At 63.6% G+C, this 25,826-nt stretch carries 22 protein-coding genes; 14 read left to right on the top strand and 8 right to left on the bottom strand.

The window, feature by feature from the left end; all coding sequences use genetic code 11:
• Positions 1–37: 37 nt before the first annotated feature.
• The gene (locus tag QMG86_RS20240) at positions 38–598 is read right to left on the bottom strand and encodes a TetR/AcrR family transcriptional regulator (RefSeq protein ID WP_281874080.1); all 561 of its coding nucleotides are present in this window, start codon (positions 596–598) and stop codon (positions 38–40) included.
• Between the two features lie 621 nt (positions 599–1,219).
• Here QMG86_RS20240 and QMG86_RS20235 point away from each other — a divergent pair.
• Positions 1,220–1,840: a P-loop nucleotide/nucleoside kinase family protein gene (locus QMG86_RS20235; RefSeq protein WP_281874078.1), complete on the top strand. Its 621-nt coding sequence runs from the start codon at positions 1,220–1,222 to the stop codon at positions 1,838–1,840.
• Between the two features lie 29 nt (positions 1,841–1,869).
• Here QMG86_RS20235 and QMG86_RS20230 read toward each other — a convergent pair whose 3' ends face one another.
• Positions 1,870–2,775, bottom strand: a complete 906-nt coding sequence (locus tag QMG86_RS20230) for a dihydrodipicolinate synthase family protein (RefSeq protein WP_281874077.1) — start codon at positions 2,773–2,775, stop codon at positions 1,870–1,872.
• A 1,208-nt stretch (positions 2,776–3,983) separates the two neighbouring features.
• On the opposite strand from QMG86_RS20230, the gene QMG86_RS20225 reads away from it, so the two are divergent.
• From QMG86_RS20225 to QMG86_RS20215, 3 genes are all read left to right on the top strand, one after another.
• Complete coding sequence (locus tag QMG86_RS20225; RefSeq protein ID WP_281874075.1) at positions 3,984–4,235, top strand: hypothetical protein; 252 nt, start codon at positions 3,984–3,986, stop codon at positions 4,233–4,235.
• A gap of 463 nt (positions 4,236–4,698) precedes the next feature.
• Positions 4,699–7,014, top strand: coding sequence for an ATP-binding protein (locus QMG86_RS20220; protein WP_281874074.1), 2,316 nt, complete (start codon positions 4,699–4,701; stop codon positions 7,012–7,014).
• Between the two features lie 77 nt (positions 7,015–7,091).
• Positions 7,092–7,274, top strand: a complete 183-nt coding sequence (locus QMG86_RS20215) for a hypothetical protein (protein WP_281874073.1) — start codon at positions 7,092–7,094, stop codon at positions 7,272–7,274.
• 163 nt (positions 7,275–7,437) lie between these two features.
• Here the strand turns inward: QMG86_RS20215 and QMG86_RS20210 are convergent, their stop codons facing one another.
• On the bottom strand, positions 7,438–8,124 hold the full coding sequence (locus QMG86_RS20210; RefSeq protein ID WP_281874071.1) for a TetR/AcrR family transcriptional regulator: 687 nt from the start codon (positions 8,122–8,124) through the stop codon (positions 7,438–7,440).
• 35 nt (positions 8,125–8,159) lie between these two features.
• Here QMG86_RS20210 and QMG86_RS20205 point away from each other — a divergent pair, with 35 nt between their 5' ends.
• The 7 genes from QMG86_RS20205 to QMG86_RS20175 all read left to right on the top strand — a co-directional run bounded on the left by QMG86_RS20205 (position 8,160) and on the right by QMG86_RS20175 (position 16,204).
• Complete coding sequence (locus QMG86_RS20205; RefSeq protein WP_281874068.1) at positions 8,160–9,542, top strand: FAD-dependent monooxygenase; 1,383 nt, start codon at positions 8,160–8,162, stop codon at positions 9,540–9,542.
• Between the two features lie 915 nt (positions 9,543–10,457).
• Complete coding sequence (locus tag QMG86_RS20200) at positions 10,458–11,315, top strand: tyrosine-type recombinase/integrase (protein ID WP_281874067.1); 858 nt, start codon at positions 10,458–10,460, stop codon at positions 11,313–11,315.
• 1,191 nt (positions 11,316–12,506) lie between these two features.
• Positions 12,507–12,851, top strand: a complete 345-nt coding sequence (locus QMG86_RS20195) for a WXG100 family type VII secretion target (RefSeq protein ID WP_281874065.1) — start codon at positions 12,507–12,509, stop codon at positions 12,849–12,851.
• Positions 12,851–13,156, top strand: a complete 306-nt coding sequence (locus QMG86_RS20190) for a WXG100 family type VII secretion target (RefSeq protein WP_281874062.1) — start codon at positions 12,851–12,853, stop codon at positions 13,154–13,156. The genes QMG86_RS20195 and QMG86_RS20190 overlap by 1 nt, the downstream gene beginning before the upstream one ends.
• Positions 13,157–13,162: 6 nt before the next feature.
• Complete coding sequence (locus QMG86_RS20185; RefSeq protein WP_281874060.1) at positions 13,163–14,443, top strand: hypothetical protein; 1,281 nt, start codon at positions 13,163–13,165, stop codon at positions 14,441–14,443.
• Between the two features lie 25 nt (positions 14,444–14,468).
• The gene (locus QMG86_RS20180; protein WP_281874058.1) at positions 14,469–14,837 is read left to right on the top strand and encodes a hypothetical protein; all 369 of its coding nucleotides are present in this window, start codon (positions 14,469–14,471) and stop codon (positions 14,835–14,837) included.
• Between the two features lie 812 nt (positions 14,838–15,649).
• Positions 15,650–16,204, top strand: a complete 555-nt coding sequence (locus QMG86_RS20175; RefSeq protein WP_281874056.1) for a hypothetical protein — start codon at positions 15,650–15,652, stop codon at positions 16,202–16,204.
• Here QMG86_RS20175 and QMG86_RS20170 read toward each other — a convergent pair.
• From QMG86_RS20170 to QMG86_RS20160, 3 genes are all read right to left on the bottom strand, one after another.
• On the bottom strand, positions 16,187–17,317 hold the full coding sequence (locus QMG86_RS20170) for an IS630 family transposase (protein WP_281873679.1): 1,131 nt from the start codon (positions 17,315–17,317) through the stop codon (positions 16,187–16,189). The genes QMG86_RS20175 and QMG86_RS20170 overlap by 18 nt on opposite strands.
• A gap of 58 nt (positions 17,318–17,375) precedes the next feature.
• Positions 17,376–18,488 (bottom strand): IS630 family transposase, encoded by a 1,113-nt coding sequence (locus QMG86_RS20165; RefSeq protein WP_281874054.1) that lies wholly within the window; start codon positions 18,486–18,488, stop codon positions 17,376–17,378.
• An 83-nt stretch (positions 18,489–18,571) separates the two neighbouring features.
• A complete protein-coding gene (locus QMG86_RS20160) occupies positions 18,572–19,702 on the bottom strand; it encodes an IS630 family transposase (protein ID WP_281874052.1) in 1,131 nt (376 codons plus the stop codon).
• Positions 19,703–20,530: 828 nt separating this feature from the next.
• Here QMG86_RS20160 and QMG86_RS20155 point away from each other — a divergent pair.
• On the top strand, positions 20,531–21,217 hold the full coding sequence (locus tag QMG86_RS20155) for a hypothetical protein (RefSeq protein ID WP_281874050.1): 687 nt from the start codon (positions 20,531–20,533) through the stop codon (positions 21,215–21,217).
• Between the two features lies 1 nt (position 21,218).
• Positions 21,219–23,144: a helicase associated domain-containing protein gene (locus tag QMG86_RS20150; protein WP_281874049.1), complete on the top strand. Its 1,926-nt coding sequence runs from the start codon at positions 21,219–21,221 to the stop codon at positions 23,142–23,144.
• 146 nt (positions 23,145–23,290) lie between these two features.
• Here QMG86_RS20150 and QMG86_RS20145 read toward each other — a convergent pair whose 3' ends face one another.
• Entirely contained in the window at positions 23,291–23,653 is a 363-nt protein-coding gene (locus QMG86_RS20145; RefSeq protein ID WP_281881290.1) for a hypothetical protein, read from the bottom strand.
• Between QMG86_RS20145 and QMG86_RS20140 the strand changes: the two genes are divergently transcribed.
• Positions 23,622–23,813 (top strand): ATP-binding protein, encoded by a 192-nt coding sequence (locus QMG86_RS20140; RefSeq protein ID WP_281874047.1) that lies wholly within the window; start codon positions 23,622–23,624, stop codon positions 23,811–23,813. The genes QMG86_RS20145 and QMG86_RS20140 overlap by 32 nt on opposite strands.
• 110 nt (positions 23,814–23,923) lie before the next feature.
• Here QMG86_RS20140 and QMG86_RS20135 read toward each other — a convergent pair whose 3' ends face one another.
• Positions 23,924–25,684, bottom strand: coding sequence for an eCIS core domain-containing protein (locus tag QMG86_RS20135; RefSeq protein WP_281874046.1), 1,761 nt, complete (start codon positions 25,682–25,684; stop codon positions 23,924–23,926).
• Positions 25,685–25,826 lie beyond the last annotated feature (142 nt).

The following is a 25,826-nucleotide window of genomic DNA, read 5'->3' as shown; positions in this document are numbered from 1 at the left end:
GTCGCCCCTGGCTGGTGGACGTGCGGAGAGCAGGCACTCAGCCGGCGGCTGCGGCAAGACTGCGAGCGCTGTTGAGCAACGTCTCGATCACCGCGCGCCGCTGGGGCTGCTCCGTCGGATGCGTCAGCAAGCCTTCGACAACGAAAACGCCGATCGCGACCAGCGGATCCAGTTCGTCGGCGGGCACGCCGAGCTCGATCAGCTCTGCCCGGAACAATCCTTCGGCCAGCGCGTGGAACTGCTCGTGCCATTCGTGAATGGTTGCGGACTTCTCGGCGCGCATGTGCACCGTGCTGACCAACCGCCCCAGTTGCTCCAATTCCTCGACCAGCCACAACAGCCGATCAGCCAGCCCCGAGCCCAGCAGTTCGCTGTAGGAGGCCATCGAGTCGGCCAGGACCGCGTCCAGGACCGCGATCAATACCGCGTCCTTGTCCTGGAAGTACCAGTACAGCGTGTTCGACACCACTCCCGCGTCGCGGGCGATCCGCGACATCGACGCCGCGTCGTATCCCTCCTCGACGAACAACCGCCGAGCAGCCACCACGATCTCCGCGCGCTTCTCTTCCCGATCCTGCGGACGTCTGTTGCGAGGCATCTCCAGTCCTGACCTAGTACCAGGCCTCGATGCTATCTTGACCAGCGCCCAAGAACAGCTCCGACATGGAACTGTCAGGAAGGCGCGGTCCGACGAACATCCTCAAATGCCGCTCATCGAGCGGCCGAAGCCGGCGCACCGGCGTCGGTAGAAGATCAATTCTTGGGCATCTCCCCAAATCCGCGGGAATCGTCCGGACAGCTTTGCCGCAGAGGAATTCTGTTCGAACGAACGTTCGAGATGTGTCCTAACAAGCGGTCAACGGTCAGAGATCAAACTCTGTCCATAACTTGGGTGCCTACGACGAGTCGAACCGTTTGGTCTACATCGGGCACGTCGGCACCGGCTATGACAAATATGACAACTACCGGCGCAGATGACCGTCAGAACGTCACCCTCCTGGTCGGCTCGGCGAGGTGGTAGTCGGCGTACCGAAGGGTTCGCCCACGACCTCAAACCAGACCCGATCCCACCGAGTAAACGACTCCGCGGCCTGGTGCATCGAGAACACGCGGGGCCAGAGCACAGGAGGCGAAGACGGAATAGACTGTGACCAAGTGCGTTCGGCATAGCGATGCGCTTGTCCGGGGCAAAGGCGATCTCGTGTGGTGGACTGGGCAGGTGACAGATGACCACGACCGGGCCGAGGATGTTTTGACCGAGTCGCAGCGGCAGGTGTTGCGCGACGCGGTCGGCGGGCTGGGTAGCTGCGGTGCGGTTGTGGTCTGTGGGTTTCCGGCCTCGGGAAAATCGACGGCCGCGGACTTTCTGGCGCGCGTGCTCGGTACGGCGGTGCTGGACAAGGATCGGTTCGCGCCGCTACTCGAGGAATCGGTGATGGCCAGATTGACCGGTGACCGGTTCGACCGCGATTCCGACACCTACCGGACGCTTGTCGCCCCGGGTATCTACGACGGACTCATCCGCACCGGCCTCACCCTCGCCCCGGTCTTGCCCATCGTGCTGGACGCACCGTTCCTGTCGACGATCCGTGCCGCCGCCGCGCGCGGGATACGGTTGAGTGACTATCTGCGCGCCTCTACCGGCGTGACGCGGGCAGTGCCGGTGGTGACAGTGTGGCTCGATACCAGTGCGGCGGTGATCCGGTCTCGGATGCTCGTCCGCCGCGCCGAGCGTGACGCACCCAAACTCGCCGACTGGGACGCCTACCACGCAAGCGTCCTCGACAGCGGCGTGCGCGAACTCGCCCACACCCTCTGCGACCTCGTCATCCCTACCTGAACAAACAGCCGATTGCCGGACTCCGAGAGTCACATGCTGCGGCGAAGACCCTGGATCGCGGGGATAGCGCTGGCATGCATGTACCGGCGAATGTGGTGAAGCTGCTGCTCGTCAGCAGCCACCAACGGGGCGCGAACATGAGGCGGGAACCCGGGCAGCCGCGCGCCGACCGCTGCCTTGGCGAACCCGATGTCCGACAACGCCATTGCCTTGCGGGTATCGCTGTAGTCGTCGAAAACCTGCTGCCGCGAACGGGCACATTCCACCTCGCCGCACTCGGCCGCCGCAGTGATCGCGACAGGTAGTTCCGCGACCGGGCCGCCCGCACCGGTAACCACACCATCAACTCCCAGTTCATTCAGCCGCGCCGGGACACGGTCATCGCCCACATACACCGACAGCCGCGGGCAGCAGGCCTTGTACCGCCTCGTGAGGGCCGGATCCTTGCCGGAGTCCTTCACTCCATGCAGTTGCGGGAACTTCTCGGCTAAGCGGGCCACCATGCTCGCAGTGAGTGGGTTGCCGGTGTGCCGGGGGAAGTTGTACAGCAGCCACGGCTTCACTGATTCGGCCAGCACCTGCCCGAAGAACTGCTCGATGCCCGCCTCCGGCGCGGCGGCAAAGAAGAAAGGGGAGATCACCGCCAGCATGTCGGCATACTCCTCGGCATGACGAGCCGCCTCGATGACCTCCCCAGCGGCAGTAGCGCCGACATGCGCGATCAGCGTGCCCGTCCACGCGCGCCGACAATGTTCGATCACCGCACGCCGCTCACCGAAGGTCAAGCTCGCGAACTCGCCCGTCGTACCGTTCACCAAGATCGTGTCGACCCCAGCGGTCGACAGCAACTCCAAGTAGTCACTCAACGCACCGAAATCAATCGACCCGGAGGCTCGAAACGGAGTCACCACTGCCACGATCACAGAACTCGCCATTCCCCGATTCAACCGCCCACAGCAAGCCTCAGGCAGCTACGACTCCCGCTCCAACCGTAGGCGTCGCAAGCTACCCTCACCTCTACTCATGGGCTGTACACGGACGACCAACAGGGTGACGATTCCAGGGACCGCAGCCATTCAAGCTCGATGAGAGGTGTCCGATCTGAGGCTGGTTGTACGGCACGATAGAGATGCAGCGAACCGGACAAGCGGTGCCAGGCCCACGAGATCCGAACCGAGCCGGAGCTGTCGATCGCTCACGAAAGTGAATGAAAACCAGCTCGGCCAGCGGAGTACGTGCTGGTCAACAAGTGTGCTCCCCGCGCCCGCGGGGATGAACCCAGATCGCCAAGGCGAACCGTGTGCCCGTCGTAGTGCTCCCCGCGCCCGCGGGGATGAACCCTGCACACCGTCGTACGAGAGATCGAACGACACCGTGCTCCCCGCGCTCGTGGGATGAGGCCCATCGCCCAGCACGTCGCGGAACTGGGCGTCCATGCTCCCGCGCGCGGGGAGGACTCCCGGTCGGCGGGATCGTCGTTGACGCGGAAGATGTGCTCGCCGCGCCCGCGGGATGAGCGCGGAGTGCTGAGCGACTAAGCGATTGATGTAGAGGTCCGCAACGCACGCGGGTTTCAATGTCAGCTGAAATCTGACCCTGTGTGCTGGCGCGGAACCAGAGGGTCGGTACCCAACTGGATGCGACTGGAGGTATGCGCCCAACCGGGACGCATCGAACTCACCGTCCATGGGGTTGCTCGGCGAGGGGGTAGATGCACCGTTCGGTGGCTGATGACAGAGTGATGACGCCGTCATCACCCTAGGCCTGTCATCCACCTGTGCCGGAAATGGACGAGCATCATGCTGAAGAACAGCAGTGCGCGGCGGCGCAAAACCCAATCTGCGGGAACCCACCGATCAGCGGGAACCGCCGTGGACCGGCCCTGACGCCCGGTGACCTCCCAGGCCCACGAGCAGCGGATATGGGTGCGTAAGTGGGTGTGTTCACGCATGTCGGTGCGTGGGCGCAGCTGTGATGCTGACTGCCGTCATTCGCGAAGAGGAGGTCGACCGTGACAACAGACGTGGAAAGAAGCCTGAATGTCGGATCGCCGACGGAGCCCTGGTCGCACGTCACCCGGCGGCGGCGCGTCGGCAGTGATCGAAAGAGCTACGAGCCGCGTGTGCGACAAGGGTGGTCGGAGATGATCAGGGTGCGTCGAAGCGAAATCGACGGACTGTGCGCGACGTGGTTACTGTCCTGGGACCATCTGATCTCCGTCGTCGCGGTGCACGACACCTCGGACACCTTGGCGGTCGTCTCCTTCGGAACGGACGAGTACCCGGATCTCGCGCGAGCGCGAGAACTCCGTCCGGAACTGGCGACGCTGTGGGACGCGGTACGCCACGATTTCTGGAACGAAATCACTTCGCCGAATCCGCGGTCCTTCCGATGAAGGAAGCGAATACGACCTCGGCAGCCCGGCCGTTGAGAGCTCAGATCGCCGGTCCACCGGCCCATCGTCCGGAGTGTGTTTCAACGCTGCCGACTCCGGAATTCGTCTGTCCCGAGGTGCGGGATACCCGATCCCCGATCCCCGCTGCCCGGCAACGGCGCCGACGGCGGTTCCCAACGGTGTGAACCTCTAGACAGACAATAACCTGTAAAGCACGCTCGAATTGTTGACGGCATGACCGAGATATATTGCCCGCGATGCCGAGAGGCATTGCTGTCGAAAACTGATAGATATCTACGTCTGCATTTGCACTGTGTCATGGGGGAACGTGCCGGTGCGGGACTGACTCCGGCCGATTGGCGAGCCGTGGCCGCTTGGCTCTTGCCCGGTGGAAACGGCCCGAGGGGGGAGATGGGAGCCGAGTAATTCCCAGGCGAGTCTTCGCGGCGACTAGATTGGTTTCATGGCGCGTCGCAAGCCTGCTCGCGTGATCGGCAACGTGCCGTTTCCGATCACCAGCTTCGTCGGGCGGCAGCGTGAACTCCGCAAAGTCCGGGAACTGCTCGCGACCGCACGGCTGGTCACGCTCACCGGTGTGGGCGGCGTCGGAAAGACACGATTGGCCACCGAGGTCGCCGCCGCATCCCGCCAGTCGTTTGCCGACGGGGTGTGGCTGGTAGACCTGGCCGACGTGGGCGACGCGGAACTGCTGGCGCGGGCGGTGATGAACAGCCTGGGAATAGTCGACCTGTCGAACCGCGGCGCCGAGGAGCAGCTCATCGACCACCTGGCCGACCTGCACGCGTTACTCATGCTGGACAACTGCGAACACCTGGTGGAAACGGCCGGTGCGCTGTGCGAGCGCCTGCTCCGATCCTGCGCCGGGCTGCGGATTCTGACCACCAGCCGGGAGGCGCTCGGGGTCGTGGGCGAGCACGTGTATCCCGTGCTGCCGCTGTCGATGCCTACCTCGGACACGACGATCACGCCGACGGCACTGACCGCTTTCGAAGCGCCGACGCTGCTGTTGGAACGTGCCCGAGCAGTGCGCCCGGAACTCACGGTCACCGAGCGCGACATGGACGCGGTCACGCGGGTGTGCCACCGACTGGACGGGATCCCGCTCGCTATCGAACTCGCTGCCGCCCGGCTGCGGTCACTGACGATGAAGGGACTCCTGGAGCGACTCGATGACCGGTTCACCCTGCTGACCACCGACACGCAGGCCGCGGCGCCACGGCAGCGGACACTGCGAGCGCTGATCGATTGGAGCTACGGGCTGTGCCGGCCCGCGGAGCGGATGCTGTGGGCGCGCCTGTCGGTGTTCGCCGGAGGATTCACCCTCGCCGCCGCCGAGGGCGTTTGTGCTGGTCCCGACCTGCCGCGCGAACAGATTCTGGACCTGATCGACCATTTGGTCGCGCAGTCGATCGTGGTGCTCGCCCCGACCGACGGCCTGCCTCGGTACCGGATGCTGGAAACGATCCGGGAGTACGGATGGCACCGGCTGCGCGAGCTGGGTGAGACCGAGGCCCTGCATAAGCGGCATTGCGACTACTATCTCGCACTCGCCGAACGGTGCGCCGAGGCATGGAACGGGCCCGGACAGGCGGCCGGCGTGGCGGAGTTGCGCGCGGAGCACGGCAACCTCCAAGCGGCGCTCGACTGGGCGACCAACGAGCCGGCCGCCGCACGCGAGGCGCTGGCTCTGGTCACCGCGCTGCGCTACCACTGGTGCGCCGATGGATTCCTCGGCGACGGACGGCGGTGGGTCGAGCGAGCGCTGCGCTGCGCCGACCAGAACAGCCCCGGCCGGATCCCGGCGCTATGGGTCGCGGCCTGGGTGATGCTGCTACAAGGCGACCGCGACCAGGCCGACCGGGCACTCGACGAGTGCGTAGCCCGTGCCGCCGCCGTGGGCGACCGCCGTGCCATTGCCTGGGCGAACACTCTGCGCGGCACCTCAGAGCTGTTCCGGGGCCGCCTGGCGGAGTCCATAGCGATCTTCGAACGCGTCCTCGCCGATTTCCCCGACGATGACGATGTGGCGCGGCTGACCCTGTTCCAGCTCGCCATGGCGCAAGCACACAGCCGTGACGACAGAGCACCGGAGACGGCCCGGCAGGCGATCGCGCTGGCCGACATGTGCGGCGAACAATGGAGCAAATCGTTGGCCCTGTGGGCCCTCGGCTTCGACCAGTATGTCCACGGCCAGTACGGCAAGGCGGTTGCCACGACCTGCGCGGCACTGGAGATCCAGACCGGATTCAACGACCGCGTGGCCACGTCGCTGATGATCGAGCTGATGGCCTGGATAGCCGCCGCGCGCGGGGAATACCGGCGTGCGGCGCGGCTGCTGGGCGCGGTCGGATCCGAATGGCGGCGAATCGGTACCTCGATCACGGCGTTCGGGCCCCACATGGGAACGCCGCATGACACCTGCGTGCGAACCACCGGCGCGGCCCTGCCCGGGGCGGTGCTGCGGGCCGAACGCGCCCGCGGGGAAGCCCTCGATCACGACCAGGCGATCACCTACACACTCGCCCGTCACGAGTGTGCCGCCGAACCGGCGGAGCGGGACGACACCGTACTGACCGCACGCGAGCAGCAGGTGGCCGAACTCGTCGCGCAGGGCCTCAGCAACCGGCAGATCGCGGAACGGCTCGTCGTATCGCCGCGCACCGTCGACCGGCATCTCGAAAACATCCTCGCAAAACTCGGCTTCTCGTCACGAGCGCAGGTCGCCGCCTGGACGGCGCAGTCGCAGCGAGCGCGGTAACGCGGGCGGTTCGCGGTTCGGGGCCGGGGCGTATCGCTGCCTATGCCGCAGCGCTCGGCCCGCGCTTCGAGCCGCGAGTGCTGCCCGCCGACGCGGCGAATCCCTCTCCGCCGCCGTTCTTCTCACAGATCGTCGGCTGCCCGCACAGTGTGGTCACCGCGCATCTGGTCGATACAGCGGGGGAGCCGACCGCCGCGGTCTGCGACGAGATCATCGCCTTTCTCGTGAACCGGCTGACTGCGGACCTCCCGCCGCAGTGACATGACGTCGACTGCTGGTCCGGCTTCGCGGCCACTTCCACGGGCACGCTGATCCACTGCTCACCACGTGGCCGCGTCACCGGACACCGCCGGTGGTGTCCCGCCAGGCCCGCATCGATACGGGTTCCCTGTTCGGATGGGGCCGGCCTCGGTTCGTTCGTGATCACCGTGCCGTCTGCTGAGAGTTCGCGATCCCGGTGAGGATGCGGCGCAACCCGGACGAGAACTGTTCGGCCGGGCTCAGGTCGGCGGATTCGATCATGCGCGAAACCATCGGATACGCGCCGCTCTCGATGACCTTGCGCATGTAGGGGGCGACGGCGGCGCGCCACTGGTCCTCGGTCTGACCGGTGCGCTGCTGGGTCTGCTTCTCGGCGAGCTCGCGCATGACCGCGCCGCGCACGTAGTCCCTGATCAGCCCGACGGCCGAGGCCGCTTCAGCGATGTCGGAGGTCAGCGGCGTGGCCGCGGCGAGGGCGTGTTCCAGGCCGCGCAGCCAGTTGGGGCCGAGCGATGGGCGGGTGGCCAGCAGCGGAGCGAGCCAGGTGTGCCGCAACCACAACCGGCGCTCGTGGTGGGCGTACGCTTCGAGGTCGGCGCGCCAGTCTCCCGTCAGCGGCACGTGGTCGTCGTGTACCGCATCGACCATGAGGTCGAGCAGGTCGTCGCGGCTGTCGACGTAGCGGTAGAGCGACGTCGTACCGGTCGACAGTTCGGCGGCCACGCGGCGCATCGATACCGCGTCGATCCCCTCGGCATCGGCGATGGCCACGGACGCATCAACGATGCGCTCCACGCTCAGTGCCTGCCTTTTCGACCGGTACGGCTCACGTTCCCAGATAAGCGACATGGACAGGAGTCTACCGAAGTGGATACAGTGTGCCCATGAGCGGGCACACTGTATCCACTGATGTTCTGATCGCGGGCGGCGGATCCGTCGGGCTGATGCTGGCGGTTCTGTTGCGCCACCACGGCGTCAAGCCCCTGGTCGTCGAGGCGAAGCCGGAGTTGTCGCACCACCCCAGGGCCACCGGCATCGGGTCGCGGTCGATGGAGATCCTGCGCGAGGTCGGCCTGGACCACGCGGTCGACGAGGCGGCGGTCGATTTGCGGGCGGGGAAGATCAAAGGGCGCACGCTCGCCGAGGCCGACTTCGCCGAAGGCATGGCGTGGAAGGCGAAAACCGCGGCCGAGCTCACCTACACACCGGCCCGGATCCGCGGCACTTGCGGACAGAACCTGCTCGACCGGGTGCTGATCACCAAGGCCGGCGACGTGGAGTTCGGCGTGGCGCTCGAGTCGTTCGACCAGGACGCCAGCGGCGTCACCGCGACCCTGTCCGACGGGCGGGTCGTGCGGGCGCGCTATCTGGTGGCGGCGGACGGGGTGCGCAGCCGGGTCCGTAAGGTCCTCGGCGTCGGCCTCACTGGCCCCGGTGTGATGGGTCGGGAGACGACGAGCGTCCTGTTCCACGCTGATCTGCGTCCGAGCGAGCCGTTCGCCATGTGCGATATCGAACATCCGGATGCGACCGGCCTGCTGGTGACCGTCGACGGCGAACGTGAGTGGGTGTTCCTCACCGTCCTCGACACCGAGCCGACTCCCGAACTCATCCGCACCGCGCTCGGCGACCCGTCGATCGAGGTGGAGATCCGCAGTGTGCTGAGGTTCCGGGGGCGCGGCCAGGTGGCCGATCGCCTGTCGGTCGGGCGGGTCTTCCTGGTGGGCGACGCGGCGCACGCGATCCCCCCGCTGGGCGCGTTCGGGCTGAACGCCGGCATCGCCGACGCGCACAATCTGGCGTGGAAACTTGCGCACGTGCTGCGCGGTGCGGCCGGGCCCGAACTGCTGGAGACCTATCACGACGAACGGCATCCCGTGGCCCTCATGACGATGGAGCAGGCGCGCTTGCGGTTCAACGATCCGTCCCTGCACTGGGGAAAGGACATGGCACCGGCACGCAAGGCGGCGGGGGCGATCAACGCGCCGGTGGTACACCTGGGCTACCGGTACGGCGGCGCGGAACTGCCCTCCACCGAGGACGTCGCCCTCGACCTCGACGGGTCCCCGGGATCGCGCCTACCGCACATGTGGGTGGCCGACGGAGTGTCCACGCTGGATCTCGTCGGATCGCAGTGGTGCGTATTCACGGCCGATCCCGGCGTGAAGGCTGACGTTCCGGTGTACCTCGTGGACGGCTGGCCGTACGGGACGGTGCTGGTCCGCCCCGACGGTTTCGTGAGCCGCGCGTACAGGACGGCGCCGTGACCGAGAGCATCCTGCGGAGGGACAGGATCGTCGAGAGACTGTGCCAAGGACAGCTAGGGCGTTTCCGGCGGCCTCTGCCAGCAGTAGGCCCGCCCACCCCAGTGCGCTCATGTCCAAGAAGAGTCTCGACGGCGCCGAAGCGTGCAACAGGATCGGAGAAGCTCAGCTGATTGATTCGTCTCGGTTCGAGCACCCTTGGGCGGTTGTCGCAAAACGATCTTGGGCTGAAGGGATCACTGCATCACCGCGTGGAGGAGCATATCGGCGTGGAGGCTTGGGTGCGGAATTACAGGATGTCCGTTGCTCGACTCAGGCGGCGGGGATCCAAGCCGATTGGGAGGCACCTCCTCATCAGGGCCAGGGTGCAGTCGGCGGAGAACACGGTCCGGCCCTCCCGCGCCTGCTGTTCGCAACTCCATTGAGCGCAACCCGATTGCATTGGCCTACGTGGGAAGGAGGGGGATTTCGCGCAATGCCCGGCTGTTCGCAACGCGAAGTTGATCGGTCCGAGCCGCCACGCCTTGCAGTGGGGTGGCTCGTTGCCCGGGGTGGGGTCGCGGTCACGTCACTGGGCGCGATCATGGCCGGCGTACTAGTGACAGCGCTTCGGCTGCCATGCTGCGGTGAAAGAATTGTGCTGCACGAGGTTCGAACTGCGTCCAGGCGGTTGGTCGTGGCATCAGCGATCGGTCGAGGGTTTAATGGCTGTCGGGTGCGTCTGCTGCCAGGCGACTGGAGAAAGAGGTGCCTCGTCATGTCCGGAAAGCCTCCGACATCCCGTCCCACACCATCGCGGCCAACTGCCAGTGGCAGTGCGGGTTCCCAGACCGATCCCGTATCCGCGGATGACGATGTCTGGTTGAGTACGCGGGAAGTATCGGCGCGGTTGAAGATTCCGCTCGAGACCTTGGCGTCGTGGGCATCCGCTGGTCGCGGCCCGCGGTATGCGCGGATGGGGCCGATACCGACGCTACCGACTCAGCGACTTGCTGGCCAAGGAGCAAGACCAACTCGATCGCGTCGGCGGGGCCACCGCGGCGGCGCAACCCTGCTCGCGGCAAGGTGCAGGACCAGGGCGCTCTGCCCGCCTTCCGGGCCCAGGTTCGGGCGTGGGCCAATGGGGAGGCGATTCCCGGCACTCCGGCCTACACCTGTGGTCCGCCGCGGGACTGGACGGTGGTGTGGGTGGTCGACGTGATCACCGGCACCGGCATGCGCCCGCATGAGGTGTTCGCGCTGCTGCTCGGGGACATCCATCTCGACGCGCCGGAGCCCTACCTCGACGTCACCGGCACCTTGGTCGAGGTGAAGGGCAAGTGGGTGCGCAAACCCGCTCCGAAGTCCGACAACGGGTGGCGGCGCATCCTGCTGCCCGCCCACACCGTCGAGGCGGTCCGCGAGGCGGTCAAGGACCTGGAAGTCGGTGACCGTCCCAACCCGATGGGATTGCTGTTTCCGGCTCGAAACGCGTCGCTGCGCAACCCGAACCATTTCGGCCGCATCTGGCGCGCGGCACGCGGGGAGAACTTCGCGTGGGTGACCCCGCGTACGTTCCGCAAAGGCGCGGCCACCGCGGTCGACCACGCCTACGGCGATCCCGAACGCGCCGCCCGCCAGCTCGGCAACACCCGCGCGGTGGCCAAGACGCACTACATCGATGTGCCAGAGACCGTTCCGGACAATCGGGACGTCCCGGAACGCTGGGCTCGCGGCGACGAGGGCGAAGTAGGAGATTCTGACTGGCTCGGGTCGAATCCGGCCGTATGTCGATGAACGAGAAAACCCCTTCCGACGCTGGTCGGAAGGGGTTTTCTGTGTCGGGCTGACAGGATTTGAACCTGCGACCACTTGACACAGGTTCAAGTCTCCCCAGCCGATCCCGACGCTCCTCATCAAGCCTGGTCAAGGGCATGCTTCGCAGAAGCCTGGCGCTGGACACGTCCCATCGGATCCGGACATTTCGCATCGAAAGTGTGAGATTTCGGTGAGATGGATCGAATCGGCTGCTCGACGTCGGAGCGATCCGGCCGCATTGGAAGCGGCTTCGCTCGTCAGCGTGTCGCCGACAAGACACGCCGACGAATCCTGCACCGCAGCTACTGTCTGGCAAATATCACTGTGGTCTCTCTACGTTTCCGGGATTCGGCGGGTCGTGTGTACGGGTTGGATGGCGGAGTCGTCGGGTGGCATGGGTAATCGTGCCGGGAGGGGGAGTCGCCACTGCGCACACGCGGTTCGTCGACGACAGGTACTGACCCTGGCGTAAGTGCCATGACTGCCGTGTTCGACCGGGTCGAAGGGGTGCTGTATCGATAGCCACCCCAACACCGAAGGCGGTCCGAGCCGACGACCGGGTCGCCCTGTGACGCCGGCGCGGCGTTCGACGAGGGGGCCTGGACTGCTGCTGCCGAGTATCCGGCGAACGCCACCTCGGGTCTCGGTGCCCATGATCAACCGGAGGCAGTCGACGACACCAGCTACGACCCGAAACGTTGAAACTCAAGCTAATACGACACCCCCATTCCGGGTGAGTCTGCCGACCGTGCGTCAAGTGCTGAGCGCTCTCCGCTCAGGAGGGCTGATTGAGTTCTGGCTGGCATCGGCTCATTCGCCAAGTAGACCGGTCGCATCCAGCGCTCCGGATGGCGGCACTACGACCGAGCCCGACCCGGTCAGCAGTTGCTCGCACCGCGCCCGAGGGATGAAACCCTCTACGCTGGAATAGAGTTCGCTTCTTCGCACATCGCCGAACTCTTCCCCGTGGGCGCAACCCAGGTCGTGACCCGACGCGAGCACCTATTCGACAAGGAGACAGGGCGGCATGAGAGTATCGCGAACACCGTTGACCGAACCTATGCCGGTCCGCCCCCAGACTGTGACTGACGGCACCATTCCACCGAGGAACCAGATAGAACCCACCTGCGTCCAACCTCGTGATCCGCACCGACGTTCAAGGATTGCTGCATGACTGGCCAACCTGGCTCGACCACCAACGACTTCGCGCTGGTGCCCGATGAAGTCACCGATGCAGGTCGGTACGTTCAGCAGGTCGCCGAGTCCCTCATCAACGGCCTGACTTCGCTCGACACGGACATCGCAGCGCTGCTCTCCAATTGGCGTGGCACCTCTGCCGACTCGTTCAGCGCGGGGTGGATCGAAGCCAAGCAAGGCGCGGATACCATTCTCGACGCCTTGGCCGACATGGCCGAACTGCTCGGTGTCACGAGCAAGACCCTCGACGATCAGGACCGGGCGCGGGCGGATACCACCGTTACGCTCACCGGGTCGCTGGACCTTCCGGAGTTGTGATGGTCGACAACGCTCAGCCCTATCGCGTCGACCTTGACGAGCTGGAACAGATTGTCGCCCGAATCTCGGGTTTCATCGGATTCCTCAACGACAGCCTCGACGGATTGCAGCAGCGCATCTCAGCCGTCCAGCAGAACTGGAGCGGTGCCGCCGCGGACGCCCAGGCCGATGCTTTCCGGGAATGGCACACCGGGGCAACCGATGTCGCCGAAGGCATCGACACCATGCGCCAGGCTGTCCGGGACGCCCACGACCGGTACACGGCGGCGATCTCCGCGAATCTTTCGATGCTGGGCAGGTCGTAACACCTGATGACGACCTTGGTAGTCGATCCCGCGGTGTATTCCTCGGCTGGCGCGTCACTGTATTCGTACGCAACCGCGTTCCAGCGGGCATTCTCCGCACAGATCGCCGCGCTGAGCGAGACCGCCAATATGGGCGGAAATGTGGGCGAATCCAAGGCATGGGCCACGTCCTACGATTCGACCGTCACCACGGCGATGAGTATGACCGAGCTGCTCGTCACCGCAATGGGCAACTACGCCGGGATCCTGAACCAGCTCGGCTACAACCACGCGCTCGCCGATTACGTTGCCGGCACCGGCCGACCGGAACCGGGACAACCAGCACCGTTGTCGCCGGCCTGGTCAGTCTGTCTCGTGCCGCCGCCCTCGGCAGGCGGGCCGGGTAGTGGCCTGTTCGACGATGTCGGTTTCGCGGTGTCGGCGCTCGAGGATTTCGGCGTTTCGATGCCCGACGGGGAACCGCACGATCTGCAGACTGCCGCTGAGGCGTGGGACAAACTCGCCTCCGAATCGGGCGTGGGCAACCTGCCGGCCCTGCTGGACCAGCTGGCGAAGACATTCGAGAATGAGACCGCTCCCGACGCCGCGTATGTCGATGAGGACATCCGGGAGCTGAAGAAGTCCGCCGAGGGTGTGCTCACCCTCTACAAAGATCTCGCGCAATCCTGTCGCGCCCACCGCTCTGCGATCCTGGAGTTCCGTACGCAACTGGGCCAGCTGCTGGTCGATCTCGCCAAGGACCTCGCTCAGGAGGTCGCCGAGACCGTTGTCATCGGTGTGATCGCCGGCGCGTTGACGGCGGGATTCGGCGCGGCCGCAATCGCCGCGGCCAAAGCGGGCAAGCTCGCGGTGAAGATGAAAAAGTATGTCGACCGCGTGGTGGCCGCCAAACGCGCGGCCAAATTCGTCGACAAAGTCACCGAAACCGGCGACGACCTCGCAGCCAGGCGAGCCGAGCTCCAGCGCATCGCCGACCTCCTCGCACAGCGCACCGCCGATATCGCCAGGATCGCGCGCGACAAGCTGAAGAGCTCGCTGGATTACGCGCTCGACAAAGAGGCAATGGAGCATGTCTTCGTGCCGAAACACAAACTGGATGGACTGGTGAAGTCACTGGGTGGCGAAGAAGCGACGATGACGAAGATCATCGAGAGCGTTCAAGGCGTTCCGGACGGCGTATATAATGGCTCGAATCCTTTGGTGCGCACAATCAACGGCCAAACCGTCCATATTCGCGGCGCAATGATCGACGGTGTCTTCAAAATCGGCACCGCATACATTCCATGATGTAGCGCGAGAACCGAGGAGATTGATGAGTAGTACACCGATTCCGCCGCGAGCGTTGACCGACCTCGAAACCAGCGTCGTCACCAAGCTGCTGTCGTCGAACGCCCCCGGCGCCTCCGAGTATCTGGCGCAGGTGCCGTATTCGCAGGTCGTCGCAACGTGGGGTGTCGGTTCACCTAGTGTCGATCTGGCGGTGCGGCCCGGTGCGGTGCAAGCATCCGGTTCACCCGACGGGATCTTCGCCAGCGGAGCGGTCACCGACCGCAACGGAACACCGATCGGCGAGGTCATCTTATGGGTCGAGAACGGCTGGCTCAGTGGAATCGAGTACGCCTGGTATACGGACGAACGCCCACACACGCTGCCCGAACCCGGTCAGATCGAACTGCTCTAACGCAAGATGATGATTGGGTCATAGGACCTCACGCGCCGCGGCCATCCAGTGCCGATTGTCCTGGACGTAGGCCATTGCCACATCACCCTTCCATTACTCGGTGTGCACCAGTTCCTGCACGCGGCCCACCAAGTGATCGAGATGGTCGGCGGAGAAGTCTCGTGGCCAACAGCGCGGGTGGTCGCCTGGTCGATGTGATCGAGGTCAACCTCGAATTCGCGGACATGTTCTGAGTCCGACTGCAGCGAGCTGAACGACACCGTGTTCGCGTTGTCCCGGTCCTGAAACGTCGATGAGGTGACACCAAGCTTTGCCGCCAAGTCGGTAGGTGCGTCCCACGCTTCTGTTCGCCGACCTGCATGTCCTCCCCATCCGGCGCGGTACGCTTGGCGGCACTGCCCGTCCAGCTACCGAACAGCGCCTGAACTTTCCGATCCAACGACACTGACCCCCACCTCAGTTGCTCGGCGACGTCATAGGTGAACCTGCTGACCGCCTTGCACTCCTCCGGCACCTCAGCACTCGCTCGCACTTCCTGCGTGTCGTCTTGTGACCCCACGGCCCTCACCCTGAACGGTCTCCGCGTGCACACCGGCCGGATACGAGAACAAGGCCCAACCAAAACCGCCCGATACACATACTGGAACTAATCGTGAGCTGCACTGGCGGTCCGGACGCGTGAAGATACGTGTGATACCGCAGTCGGAGGGCAGAGTTGCTTATGATTAGCTGTGCCCTTCCGTCGAGAGTCCTCCGAGTCGCACCGTCCAGGTTCTCGCGCTTCCGGCGTGGGGGAACCAGATGTCTTCAAGTTGGACCCCTACCAATCTCCCGGCGGCTTGCTCATCCGGAAGGCATTTGGGGAAAGCCCGGCGATGATGGACGTAGATCGGGTCCAGAGGGTTATGCGTCAGCTCGTATCGGTCACGGTTCGATTCTCGGTCAGCGAGATACTCGGCGATGCTGATGAGAAGCACCGAGAGATGCGGGACATTCCGAGGGCTCCGATGGGGGAAACACAGGAAGAGGAATTTTCCCGCATACTCGCAGAAAGCTCACAGCATCAGAAGGAATGGCAGCGGACGGACGCCCAGCTCCGAATTGCGACCAGCGTCATGGTCAATCCGTGGATCGAGGTAATTTCGTACATCGCCACCGGCGGCCTCGGCCTCGCGATCGCGCAGGGACTCGGAATGGTCCCGAAGTTGCTTGATTTGGGAATACGCGTATCCACGCTCGGGCCCGAACGAGAGATCCGTATGCGCGAGCTACGGAACCATGCGGCGAACCTGGACGATGAGTACATACAAATCCTGTCAAACAGTACGACACGCCAAGCTAGTGCCGCGTCAAGCAACCTTCGGTAGGTAATCAGGGTGCCGGATCTTGGAGTTGACGGCGAAGTCGCGTTTGGGTCGGGCGTGCTGGTTGTACCAGCGGATGTAGGCGCCGATCGCGGCGTCTTGTTCGTCGTGGCTGCGGTGATCGGTGCCGTTCAACGCGAAGTAGCGTAGAGCCGCGAATTCGGACTCGATCCAGTTCAACCACGACGAATAGGTCGGTAGGAACACCAGTTCCACGTCGTTGACCGCGGCCCAGGCGCGCACCTCGGCTCGCTTGTGCGGGGAGAAGTTGTCGACGATGACGTAGAGCCTTTCGCCAGGCCAGCGCGCCCGCAGCGACTTCAGCAACGACAGGAACTCTTGCCACCGTTTACGGTCCCGGATCCGATAGTGGAGCTTGCCGGTCGACAGGTCCAAAGCACCGAGCAGGTGCCGCACGCCCTGGGTGCGCCGGTAGGTCGCCCGCAACCGCCTCGGGATCCGTCGCGGGAACCAGCCACGACCAGCGCGGGGTTGCAGGTTCAGCGGCCCGAACTCGTCCACACAGACCACCCGCCCATCGGTGGGCCGATGGTCGTAGAGGTCCAGGACGCGGTTCATCTTCGCGGTGAACTCCGGATCGGTGCCCGCCTTCCAAGTCTTGACCGCTTGCCACGACACCCCCTCGGCTTTGAGGATCTTGCGCAGAGTTTCGCGGCTGATCTCAACGATTCCGTTGGTGAGCAACACTTCTCGCAGTTTCGACAGACTCCACACCGAGAACGGCCAGCCCAGATCCCGCGGGCAGCACCGAGCGATGCAGGCGATGCGTTCACGCGTCGCCCGATCCACCTTCTTCGGCCTGCCCGCGCTCCATTTTGGGTCCAGCGCGTCGAACCCCCGCTCGTTGAACTCGTGGATCACCTGCCGCACATACGCCTCGCTGACCTGCATCAACCTCGCGATCGCGGGCACCGGCTGCCGCTGCGCCGAGGCCATCACCACGATCGCTCGTCGCGTCCTGATCGGCTGTTTGCTCGTCTTGGTGATCTTCTGCAACCGGCGCCCCTCCTCCGGGGTCACCGCCCGCACAAACACTTCCGGCCTCCGGGCCACCGACACCACCTCCACCGGCAGCATCACCGGACACGCGCCCACGATCAACCCGACACCCGGTTACCGAGGCAACCTACTTAGACGAGGCACTAGTGCTGTGTCACGCAACGTTCGGTAGGTAATCCGGGTGCCGGATCTTGGATCCGACGGCGAAGTCGCGGACGGGTTCGGCATGCTGGTTGCGCCAGCGGACGTAGGTGGCGATCGCGTCGTCTTGTTCGCCGTGGCTGCGGTGGTCGGTGCCGTTCAGAGCGAAGTACCGCAGCGCGGCGAACTCGCACTCGATGCGGTTGAGCCACGACGAGTACGTGGGCAGAAACACCAGCTCGACCGCGTTGGCTGCGCACCATGCCCGGACCTCGGACCGTTTGTGGACCGAGTAGTTGTCGCAGATCGGATACAACGTCTCACCCGGCCACCGGGCTCGAAGCGAGTTCAAGAATGCCAGGAACTCGGTCCACCGTTTCCGGTCCCGGATCCGGTAGTACAACTGGTCCGAGGACAGGTCCAGGGCACCGAACATGTGCCGGACCCCGTGGGTGCGCCGGTAGGTCGCGCGCAGCCGGCGTGGCCGGCGGACGGTGAACCAGCCGCGGCCGGGGCGGGGCTGCAGGTTCAGCGGCCCGAACTCGTCCACGCAGACCACGCGGCCGTCAGCGGGCGGGTGGTCGTAGAGGTCGAGCACCCGCGCCATCTTGGCCTGAAAATCCGGGTCGCCCGAAGCCTTCCACGTTTTCGTGGCCTGCCACGACACCCCACCGGCGTTGAGGATCTTCCGCACGGTTTCGCGGCTGATGTCGGCGATCTTATTGATCCGCAGCACTTCTGCCAGCTTCGACAGGCTCCATGTCGCAAACGGCCATCCCAGGTCGCGGGGGCAGCACCGGGCGATCTGACAGATCCGATCACGCGTCGCCTGATCGGTCTTCGCCGGTCTGCCCCCTCTCCATTTTGGGTCCAGCGCGTCGAAACCCTTCTCGTTGAAGTCATGGATCACTTGCCGCACATACGATTCCGACACCTGCATCAGCTTCGCGATCAACCCGACCGGCTGATGCTGCGCCGACGCCATCACCACCACCGCCCGCCGCATCCGCACCGGCTGCTTGCTGCGCCGCGCGATCTGAGCCAGCCTCCGGCCCTCCTCCGGCGTCACCGCTCTGACGAACACATCCGGCTCGCGAGCCACCGGCACCACCTCCACCGGCAGCATCACCGCTCACCCGCCCGCGATCAACCCGCCACCCCGAGCACGGTTACAGCATCAACCTTCCCGGAAGCGGCACTAGTGCCGCGTCAAGCAACCTTCGGTAGGTAATCAGGGTGCCGGATCTTGGAGTTGACGGCGAAGTCGCGTTTGGGTCGGGCGTGCTGGTTGTACCAGCGGATGTAGGCGCCGATCGCGGCGTCTTGTTCGTCGTGGCTGCGGTGATCGGTGCCGTTCAACGCGAAGTAGCGTAGAGCCGCGAATTCGGACTCGATCCAGTTCAACCACGACGAATAGGTCGGTAGGAACACCAGTTCCACGTCGTTGACCGCGGCCCAGGCGCGGACCTCGGCTCGCTTGTGCGGGGAGAAGTTGCCGACGATGACGTAGAGCCTTTCGCCAGGCCAGCGCGCCCGCAGCGACTTCAGCAACGACAGGAACTCTTGCCACCGTTTACGGTCCCGGATCCGATAGTGGAGCTTGCCGGTCGACAGGTCCAAAGCACCGAGCAGGTGCCGCACGCCCTGGGTGCGCCGGTAGGTCGCCCGCAACCGCCTCGGGATCCGTCGCGGGAACCAGCCACGACCAGCGCGGGGTTGCAGGTTCAGCGGCCCGAACTCGTCCACACAGACCACCCGCCCATCGGTGGGCCGATGGTCGTAGAGGTCCAGGACGCGGTTCATCTTCGCGGTGAACTCCGGATCGGTGCCCGCCTTCCAAGTCTTGACCGCTTGCCACGACACCCCCTCGGCTTTGAGGATCTTGCGCAGAGTTTCGCGGCTGATCTCAACGATTCCGTTGGTGAGCAACACTTCTCGCAGTTTCGACAGACTCCACACCGAGAACGGCCAGCCCAGATCCCGCGGGCAGCACCGAGCGATGCAGGCGATGCGTTCACGCGTCGCCCGATCCACCTTCTTCGGCCTGCCCGCGCTCCATTTTGGGTCCAGCGCGTCGAACCCCCGCTCGTTGAACTCGTGGATCACCTGCCGCACATACGCCTCGCTGACCTGCATCAACCTCGCGATCGCGGGCACCGGCTGCCGCTGCGCCGAGGCCATCACCACGATCGCTCGTCGCGTCCTGATCGGCTGTTTGCTCGTCTTGGTGATCTTCTGCAACCGGCGCCCCTCCTCCGGGGTCACCGCCCGCACAAACACTTCCGGCCTCCGGGCCACCGACACCACCTCCACCGGCAGCATCACCGGACACGCGCCCACGATCAACCCGACACCCGGTTACCGAGGCAACCTACTTAGACGAGGCACTAGCAGTGTGCTGCAAACAGTTGCAGAGGTCGGTCCGATTGCCGCGGACGTGACGGTTACACCCATCACCAAAGCGGAGGCCAAGGAGCGTAGCCGTAGAACACTGCAGATCGTGCGTCGTGAGAGCAGTGAAGGCACCGATCCCGCATGAACATCAGCGGATGAACAACGCCTCAGTCTGGAATCCGCCAGGTTGGCGCATCCCGCCAGCGGCCCCTCGACACATTGCTCGCAGATGTCTTCCACCCCGATCAGCTCGCGCACTCGCTCTCCATGCTCGAGGCCTCCGAACCCGACAACACGCCAGCACTCGAAGTGGCCCGCGGGTCGCTGGCTGCCATCGATCGGAAACTCGCCAGACACCGCGCCGCCCTGGAAGCGGGGGCAGACCCTGTACTTGCCGCAGGATGGTTCGGAGAAGTGCCCCGGGCGCACGGTGGTAACGAATTCAGGTATGGCAGAATACGTTTCGCGGAAACGAAACAACGCCAGGTCCGAGCGAGGGCATCGCTCGAACCTGGCGTTCGACAGGACAGCGCAGGGGCCGCAGACGCGGCGACAATGGACCAGCGATCTGGTGCGGGGTCATCGCCACCTTCGGTGGCGGGATCCGGTGGTTGTCATGGAAGTGCGCGCGTCAGCGCCGCGCTGTCGTCGCTACCTACCGCACCCTCCGAGAAACAATGCGAATACGGGTCGTGCCGTGGCCGATCCGGTCAGGTTCCATCGCCGACGTCTTGCCGGGGGCTTGGCCAAATCGTCTCGATAACGCTGCCCGAGATGAGCGTGCGCATTCTTGCTGCTCAGTACCTCCGAGAGTTCCGAGATGTCGAACAAGAACGCAAGGCTGCGAACCGTGAAGTAGTCTTCCCTCCATGTCAGGGGAGTTCCTTCATGCCTGGGGTAGAGGGAACTTCGCTGGCTAAACGATGGTTGGAGAGCACAACCAGAGCTCAGGTCTGCTGGGTCCAGCCTGACCCGGTGGCTGTCTCTGAGCTGACCTTCACAAGACCGGGCGGTACCTTTTCCTACGACCTCGGCGGCCTCCTGCAGGAGGGCGCCGTGCACAATCAGCTGTTCCTCGCGGAGGTAAAGAACTACAGGGATGCGGGGGATCAGCGGTCGTTGTATCGCGAATACCTCGCGAAATGCTATCGCGCCTTCAGTGTGTCGCCTGAGCGGTGTGACCACTTCTTGTGGCTCACCTGGGCGCCGTTCAGTTCTACAGAGTGGTCGAAGCTTCAGAGCCCGGAACGAGTCGAGGAATGCACTCGGGAGCACTGGAAGTTCAACTTTACGAGCAAGGATGAGGCAGCTAGCAGTCGGTTGGATCCAGAAGTGGTCCAGCAGGTCTCGAAAAGGCTTTGGAGACCTTTGGTCATCTCCCGGGAGCAGATCGAGCACCTATCCATGAGTCGCGAGTATCTGTCGGTCATCGCTCAGTACAAGATTGGGAAGGGGGTTTGAGATGACTTCAGAGATCGAAGCGAAGTTGTATGACGCCTTCCTGATCGAAAATGCTGTCGCATCGATTCAGCGCCTCAAGGAGATTGTTACCGAGACGCTTCTGGCAACAGATCCTTCTGCAAAAATTGTGCAGACCGAGTATTTTAATCATACTTATATCCCGGATCTAGTCGTCGAGTGGCCATCGCGAGGCAGCGGCGCAATCAGGCCGATCTACCTTCGGCCCACTCAGGACCCTTGGATTATTGAGCAAGATGTTCAGGAACATGCTGAATCGAAGCCCGTATTTGTTCATCTATCGGAATTGTTCGAGGAAGGATATTCCGTCGCGGAATCCGGAGTGGCAAAACTTTCGAGTACCGCTCGGTCAACGCAGTCGTTGGTTACCGAAGTCGAAGCATTCGATCGCATGAGCAGTATTTCAGGAAACTCCGGAGGGCACCTGCTCCCCGCATCGGTGCTTCGAGGCGGGCTCGGCCTGTTTGAAACAGAAGCGGCAGAGGACGCCGCGATCAGGGTCAGTCGCGGTTTTTCGGGCGCAATGGATGCCGACCGGCAATTGACTGAATCTGCACTGAACGCAATCGATGACTGGCTTTCTCCCGGTGAAGCATCCGAGTTGACATCCATTTTTGAAACCGTGTGGGTCGCCGCTGGCGGCTCGGCCCACGAATTCCCTCGAGAGCTCCGGAACCTTAGATTGAATTTTTCGCCGGATAGGCTACAGTTGCTTCTTGGTACGATTTCGCAGGATCTCACAGACTTCTGGCGCCAAGTTGGGCGCAGTGTCAATCTGGAGTCGTTTAAATCTCTGAATCTCGTTGGCGAACAAAGAGCGCTGCAATCCATTATGCAGACTGCACTTCCAAATATCACCGCTCGAACTTGCAGGATTCTGAATAGTTACCATCAGAATAGGTCGCGAGAACTTGCTTGGCAGGTCGAGGACGGGCGCATCTACATGACCGGACTCGGTAAGGAGGCATGGATCGGCTTCCGTGGTGATGAGCTCCCGCGCCGTCATGACATTTATGTCGATTTGCGCCCTTCTCCCAGCGCTCTCCTGAAGCGCTCCAAGAGGGGAGATTTGCCGATAGTATCGGTCGAGCTTGCGGGAAACGGTAAGAATTTGAGCTATGGTTCAGATGGAAGTTCCGACATCGGAGAGACTCTTACATCTCTCGAAGAGATGATTGGAAACAGCGCGGTTGTCAAACGAGCAACCACTTCGATTGAGGCGCGGAAGCCGCTAACGATTGATTTCGTGAGCAGCACCGCATTCGGCGGTGCTGCCGCGCGATTGAGTGCTCCCGACTTGCTTTGGGCTAGTTGGGCCATGATGGTAGATCTTGCGGAGTCCGATCAGGAACAGCTGAAAAAGGTAGTCGGCTTAACGCCGAACACCCAGAGTCTTTCCGTCACTGGTCTTGCTGCGACAGTCGAAGATCGGTTCCAACAATCGAATAACGTTGCGGCATCGCCGGCACTGTCATCCTCTGAGCTCGAGATTCCATCTATCGCGCACCGTCAGATCGAGGGATTGTCTCCTGAGGAGATCTTCATTACAGGGATAATTCTTGATTTGTTCGACAATTTCGATGAGGCCGAATGGTGGTACCGGCAGGCAATTGCCGCAGGTAATGTTGACGCAAATATTGCCCTTGTCAATTTGCGGCGACTGCGGACTGCCGGCCGCCTCCCCTCATCTGTGAGAAGTCAAGAAAAGGACCGCAGCTGGGTCCAATCGTTCATTTTGCTTGTGAACTACGTTCGCCGGGAGGGTCATTCCCGGGTTCCTGTGGGACAGGTTGAATCAGGCATGCCACTTGGAGCCTGGGTTCGTGAACAACGTATGCGTCGGGATGCTCTCGACGATGAGCGTAGGAGGCTACTCGAGCGTTTGCCGGGATGGCGTTGGGACTTTTGACACGCGGGGCGAATGGTCTCAAGACGACGAAGACAGTCCCGTCGCGGTGACCGGATGTACCGCTCAACTGCCCGGTCTGAATCGAAAAGACGCACTCCGCTTTGATAAGCGAATTGACAGCCAAGTGCGCCGAGATGCACGGCGAGTCACCGCCCGGTGGCGAGTACGATCGAGCGGGGCGCAGACGAACGCGGCGAGGAGGTGTCGGCATGATTGTCGAAGCCGCCCTTGAGCAGGCGCTGCGGACGTTGAAGCTGCCGACCTTGGACTCCCGACTTACCCAGGCCCGCGCCGGCGATCTCGGGCATGTTGAGTTCCTGCAGGTCCTGTGCCATGACCAGATCACCCGCCGGGAATCCCAAGCGATCGCCCGTTGCATCCGTCGCGGCCAGTTCGAACAGCAGGTCAGCCTGGAGGAGTTCGACATCGCCGCCAGCCCGAAACTGCCCCGCCGCCGAGATCCGCGACCTCGCCGCAGTGAGACGGCTGCCCATCGGCGAGTCGGTCATCTTGACCGGGCCGGTCGGAGAGGGAGAAACCCATGTAGCGCAAGGACTCGGCCATCTGGCGAGCCGTCAAGGCCCCGAGGTCCGGTTCACCAAGACCAGCCGCCTGCTGGCCTCTCGCCGGTGGTCACGCCGACCGGACCTGGGACAAACGGCTGCGTGAATTCGTCCGGCCCGCCGTGTTGATCCTCGACGACTTCGCAGCCGACGACCTCTACGAGGACAAGATGCCCTGCCTGATGATCAATGGGGCAGGACAATTCGCAGGCTGGTTCACCATTTTCCCGGCGTAGCGTGGCAGGATCCGTATTGCCGGATCGACCATCCGACGAGCGAGCAAGGCAGTGGGATGGTAGTCACGCCGCGCCACGCCGCCAGTGGGGCGGGGCCAGCAGGACAGCAGCATGTCCCGTACGCATCGACGTGGTCCTGGTAAATCATCGGTGTCAGATTGAGTTGGACATAGTTGATGTAGGCGCCTTTGCTCACATGGCCAGTCATCAACGCCCCGAGCCAGTGCGCGGCCTCAACCTTTTTCTCTCGATTGACCCGGCTCACCCGGTCTTGCAGGAATTTCCTTATGCAGTTCGCTTTCGGATCGTTCGGAGTCTCCTGGCAGGCACACGTCGCGTTATGTACGTAGGCCTGTGGCAGCCACCAGTTCTCCATCGCGTAGGTACCGCAGTCGGTATTGCCGATTCCGGTTGCGGGCCTACAGACCTGCGGGAACTGCGGCGAAGCCAGTTGTTTCCCGGTTAGTTGCAGGGGATTCCTGCGCTGATCGGACGTCGATCGGACCACGACCGACCGCCGCAGATACGCGTCGCCAGTGACAGGCCCATGCGAATACACGCCAGCGACCCTCGCCCCGGCATTAGCGAGAACGGACGCGGCCTGCAGAGCACGCGCGCAGGAGAGGTCTACGTTGAACCAAGATTCGCCTTCGGTGCTCGCGTATCCATCAACCGCGAGCACACGCCCGGCTTGTACGGCGGCTACGCCTTCTGCGGCGAGCCGAGCCCGTTCACCCGGTCTGAACGAATCGCAGCCTGCATCGAACCGATACGGCACGGCGTCGTCTCGCCACGATTCTGATGATCCTATGCAGCCGGACGGCGAGCCGATACCGGCCGGGCCGCAGGCTCGCTGAAGGACGCCCCCATGTGTAGTGCCGATCGAAGAAGGACGCTTCAATCCGGTCCGCTGGTCGTCCTCACAGAGGCGGCCGCTCGCACACGAGGCGCAGCACGCGCCGGATTCGACTGACGCGGATTCGTCGTTGGGTTGTCGGTCGACCGTCGAGGGGTCGGTGGATCGCTGCTGGATGCTATCCCCATTAGACGATGGATTCCCAATTTCTGGTACAGCTCCCTGCTGTATGACATGAGTCAACTCGTGTGCTAGCAGTTTTCGCCCCGAAAAGGAATCGGGGGAGTATTGGTCATTTCGGAAGTAGATATCGCTGCTTTGCGTGAAGGCTAGTGCGCCCACTGAGCGCGCTGCGGAATCCGCCGACCAATCGGTGTGGATTCGCACGCGGCTGAGGTCGACACCGAAGCGCGGCTCAAAGAATTCCCGTTGCTCGCGGGTCAGCGGGTACCCACCGCTGACGGCTTTCACATTGGCTTCGGCTCGAGTCAATGTCTGAACCCCACCCACAGTCGCATACTTTGACACAACCTTCCGCTCGAGCGCCTCCTCCTCGTAGTCGGTACAAAGGCGTTGGAGATACGTCGCTGCAGGTTCCTCCCGGAATCCGGTGGTGGCCCGCTGAATTGCCGGCGGCGTCGCATGTGTACGGTCGGGAACCTCCATCCGCATCAACTTCTCAGAGATGCGGTCTGCCTCCTGCTCGTATTTATCCCCGGGCGCATTGACCTTGAGCTTCGTTTGCAGCGGAGGATACGCGGTTCGAAGGCCTGTGGCGATACAATTTGAATCATTTCCAAATCGAGGTGCTGCGGTACTGGTCAATCCGGCATTAGGTTCTTCGGTCTGCGCTTGCAATATTCGTTGGACCGCTTGATTCCCCATGTTGTGATGCAAGTGATGGAGCCAGTTCAAGTCGCGGCCAAGTTCAGGGCATCCTCGAGCGAGACTTGGAGGCTGGACCGACACGGCCTGCTGAGTTGACTTCGGTCTCTGCACGAGGGCGTGCATAGTGTCTCCGATCGTC

Source organism: Nocardia sputorum, from assembly GCF_027924405.1.
Classification (GTDB): domain Bacteria; phylum Actinomycetota; class Actinomycetes; order Mycobacteriales; family Mycobacteriaceae; genus Nocardia; species Nocardia sputorum.
Note: the sequence above shows the minus strand (reverse complement) of the source record. Positions and strands in the feature narration are given on the sequence as shown.

Bases quoted from the DNA above. Each gene is read 5' to 3' on its own strand.
- QMG86_RS20165 (WP_281874054.1), bottom strand. From the start codon at position 18,488: ATGCTGCCGGTGGAGGTGGTGCCGGTGGCTCGCGAGCCGGATGTGTTC.
- QMG86_RS20195 (WP_281874065.1), top strand. From the start codon at position 12,507: ATGACTGGCCAACCTGGCTCGACCACCAACGACTTCGCGCTGGTGCCC.
- QMG86_RS20185 (WP_281874060.1), top strand. From the start codon at position 13,163: ATGACGACCTTGGTAGTCGATCCCGCGGTGTATTCCTCGGCTGGCGCG.
- QMG86_RS20155 (WP_281874050.1), top strand. From the start codon at position 20,531: ATGAGCGTGCGCATTCTTGCTGCTCAGTACCTCCGAGAGTTCCGAGAT.
- QMG86_RS20145 (WP_281881290.1), bottom strand. From the start codon at position 23,653: ATGACCGACTCGCCGATGGGCAGCCGTCTCACTGCGGCGAGGTCGCGG.
- QMG86_RS20225 (WP_281874075.1), top strand. From the start codon at position 3,984: ATGATCAGGGTGCGTCGAAGCGAAATCGACGGACTGTGCGCGACGTGG.
- QMG86_RS20220 (WP_281874074.1), top strand. From the start codon at position 4,699: ATGGCGCGTCGCAAGCCTGCTCGCGTGATCGGCAACGTGCCGTTTCCG.
- QMG86_RS20230 (WP_281874077.1), bottom strand. From the start codon at position 2,775: ATGGCGAGTTCTGTGATCGTGGCAGTGGTGACTCCGTTTCGAGCCTCC.
- QMG86_RS20205 (WP_281874068.1), top strand. From the start codon at position 8,160: ATGAGCGGGCACACTGTATCCACTGATGTTCTGATCGCGGGCGGCGGA.
- QMG86_RS20210 (WP_281874071.1), bottom strand. From the start codon at position 8,124: ATGTCGCTTATCTGGGAACGTGAGCCGTACCGGTCGAAAAGGCAGGCA.
- QMG86_RS20135 (WP_281874046.1), bottom strand. From the start codon at position 25,684: ATGGGGAATCAAGCGGTCCAACGAATATTGCAAGCGCAGACCGAAGAA.
- QMG86_RS20190 (WP_281874062.1), top strand. From the start codon at position 12,851: ATGGTCGACAACGCTCAGCCCTATCGCGTCGACCTTGACGAGCTGGAA.
- QMG86_RS20240 (WP_281874080.1), bottom strand. From the start codon at position 598: ATGCCTCGCAACAGACGTCCGCAGGATCGGGAAGAGAAGCGCGCGGAG.
- QMG86_RS20180 (WP_281874058.1), top strand. From the start codon at position 14,469: ATGAGTAGTACACCGATTCCGCCGCGAGCGTTGACCGACCTCGAAACC.
- QMG86_RS20150 (WP_281874049.1), top strand. From the start codon at position 21,219: ATGACTTCAGAGATCGAAGCGAAGTTGTATGACGCCTTCCTGATCGAA.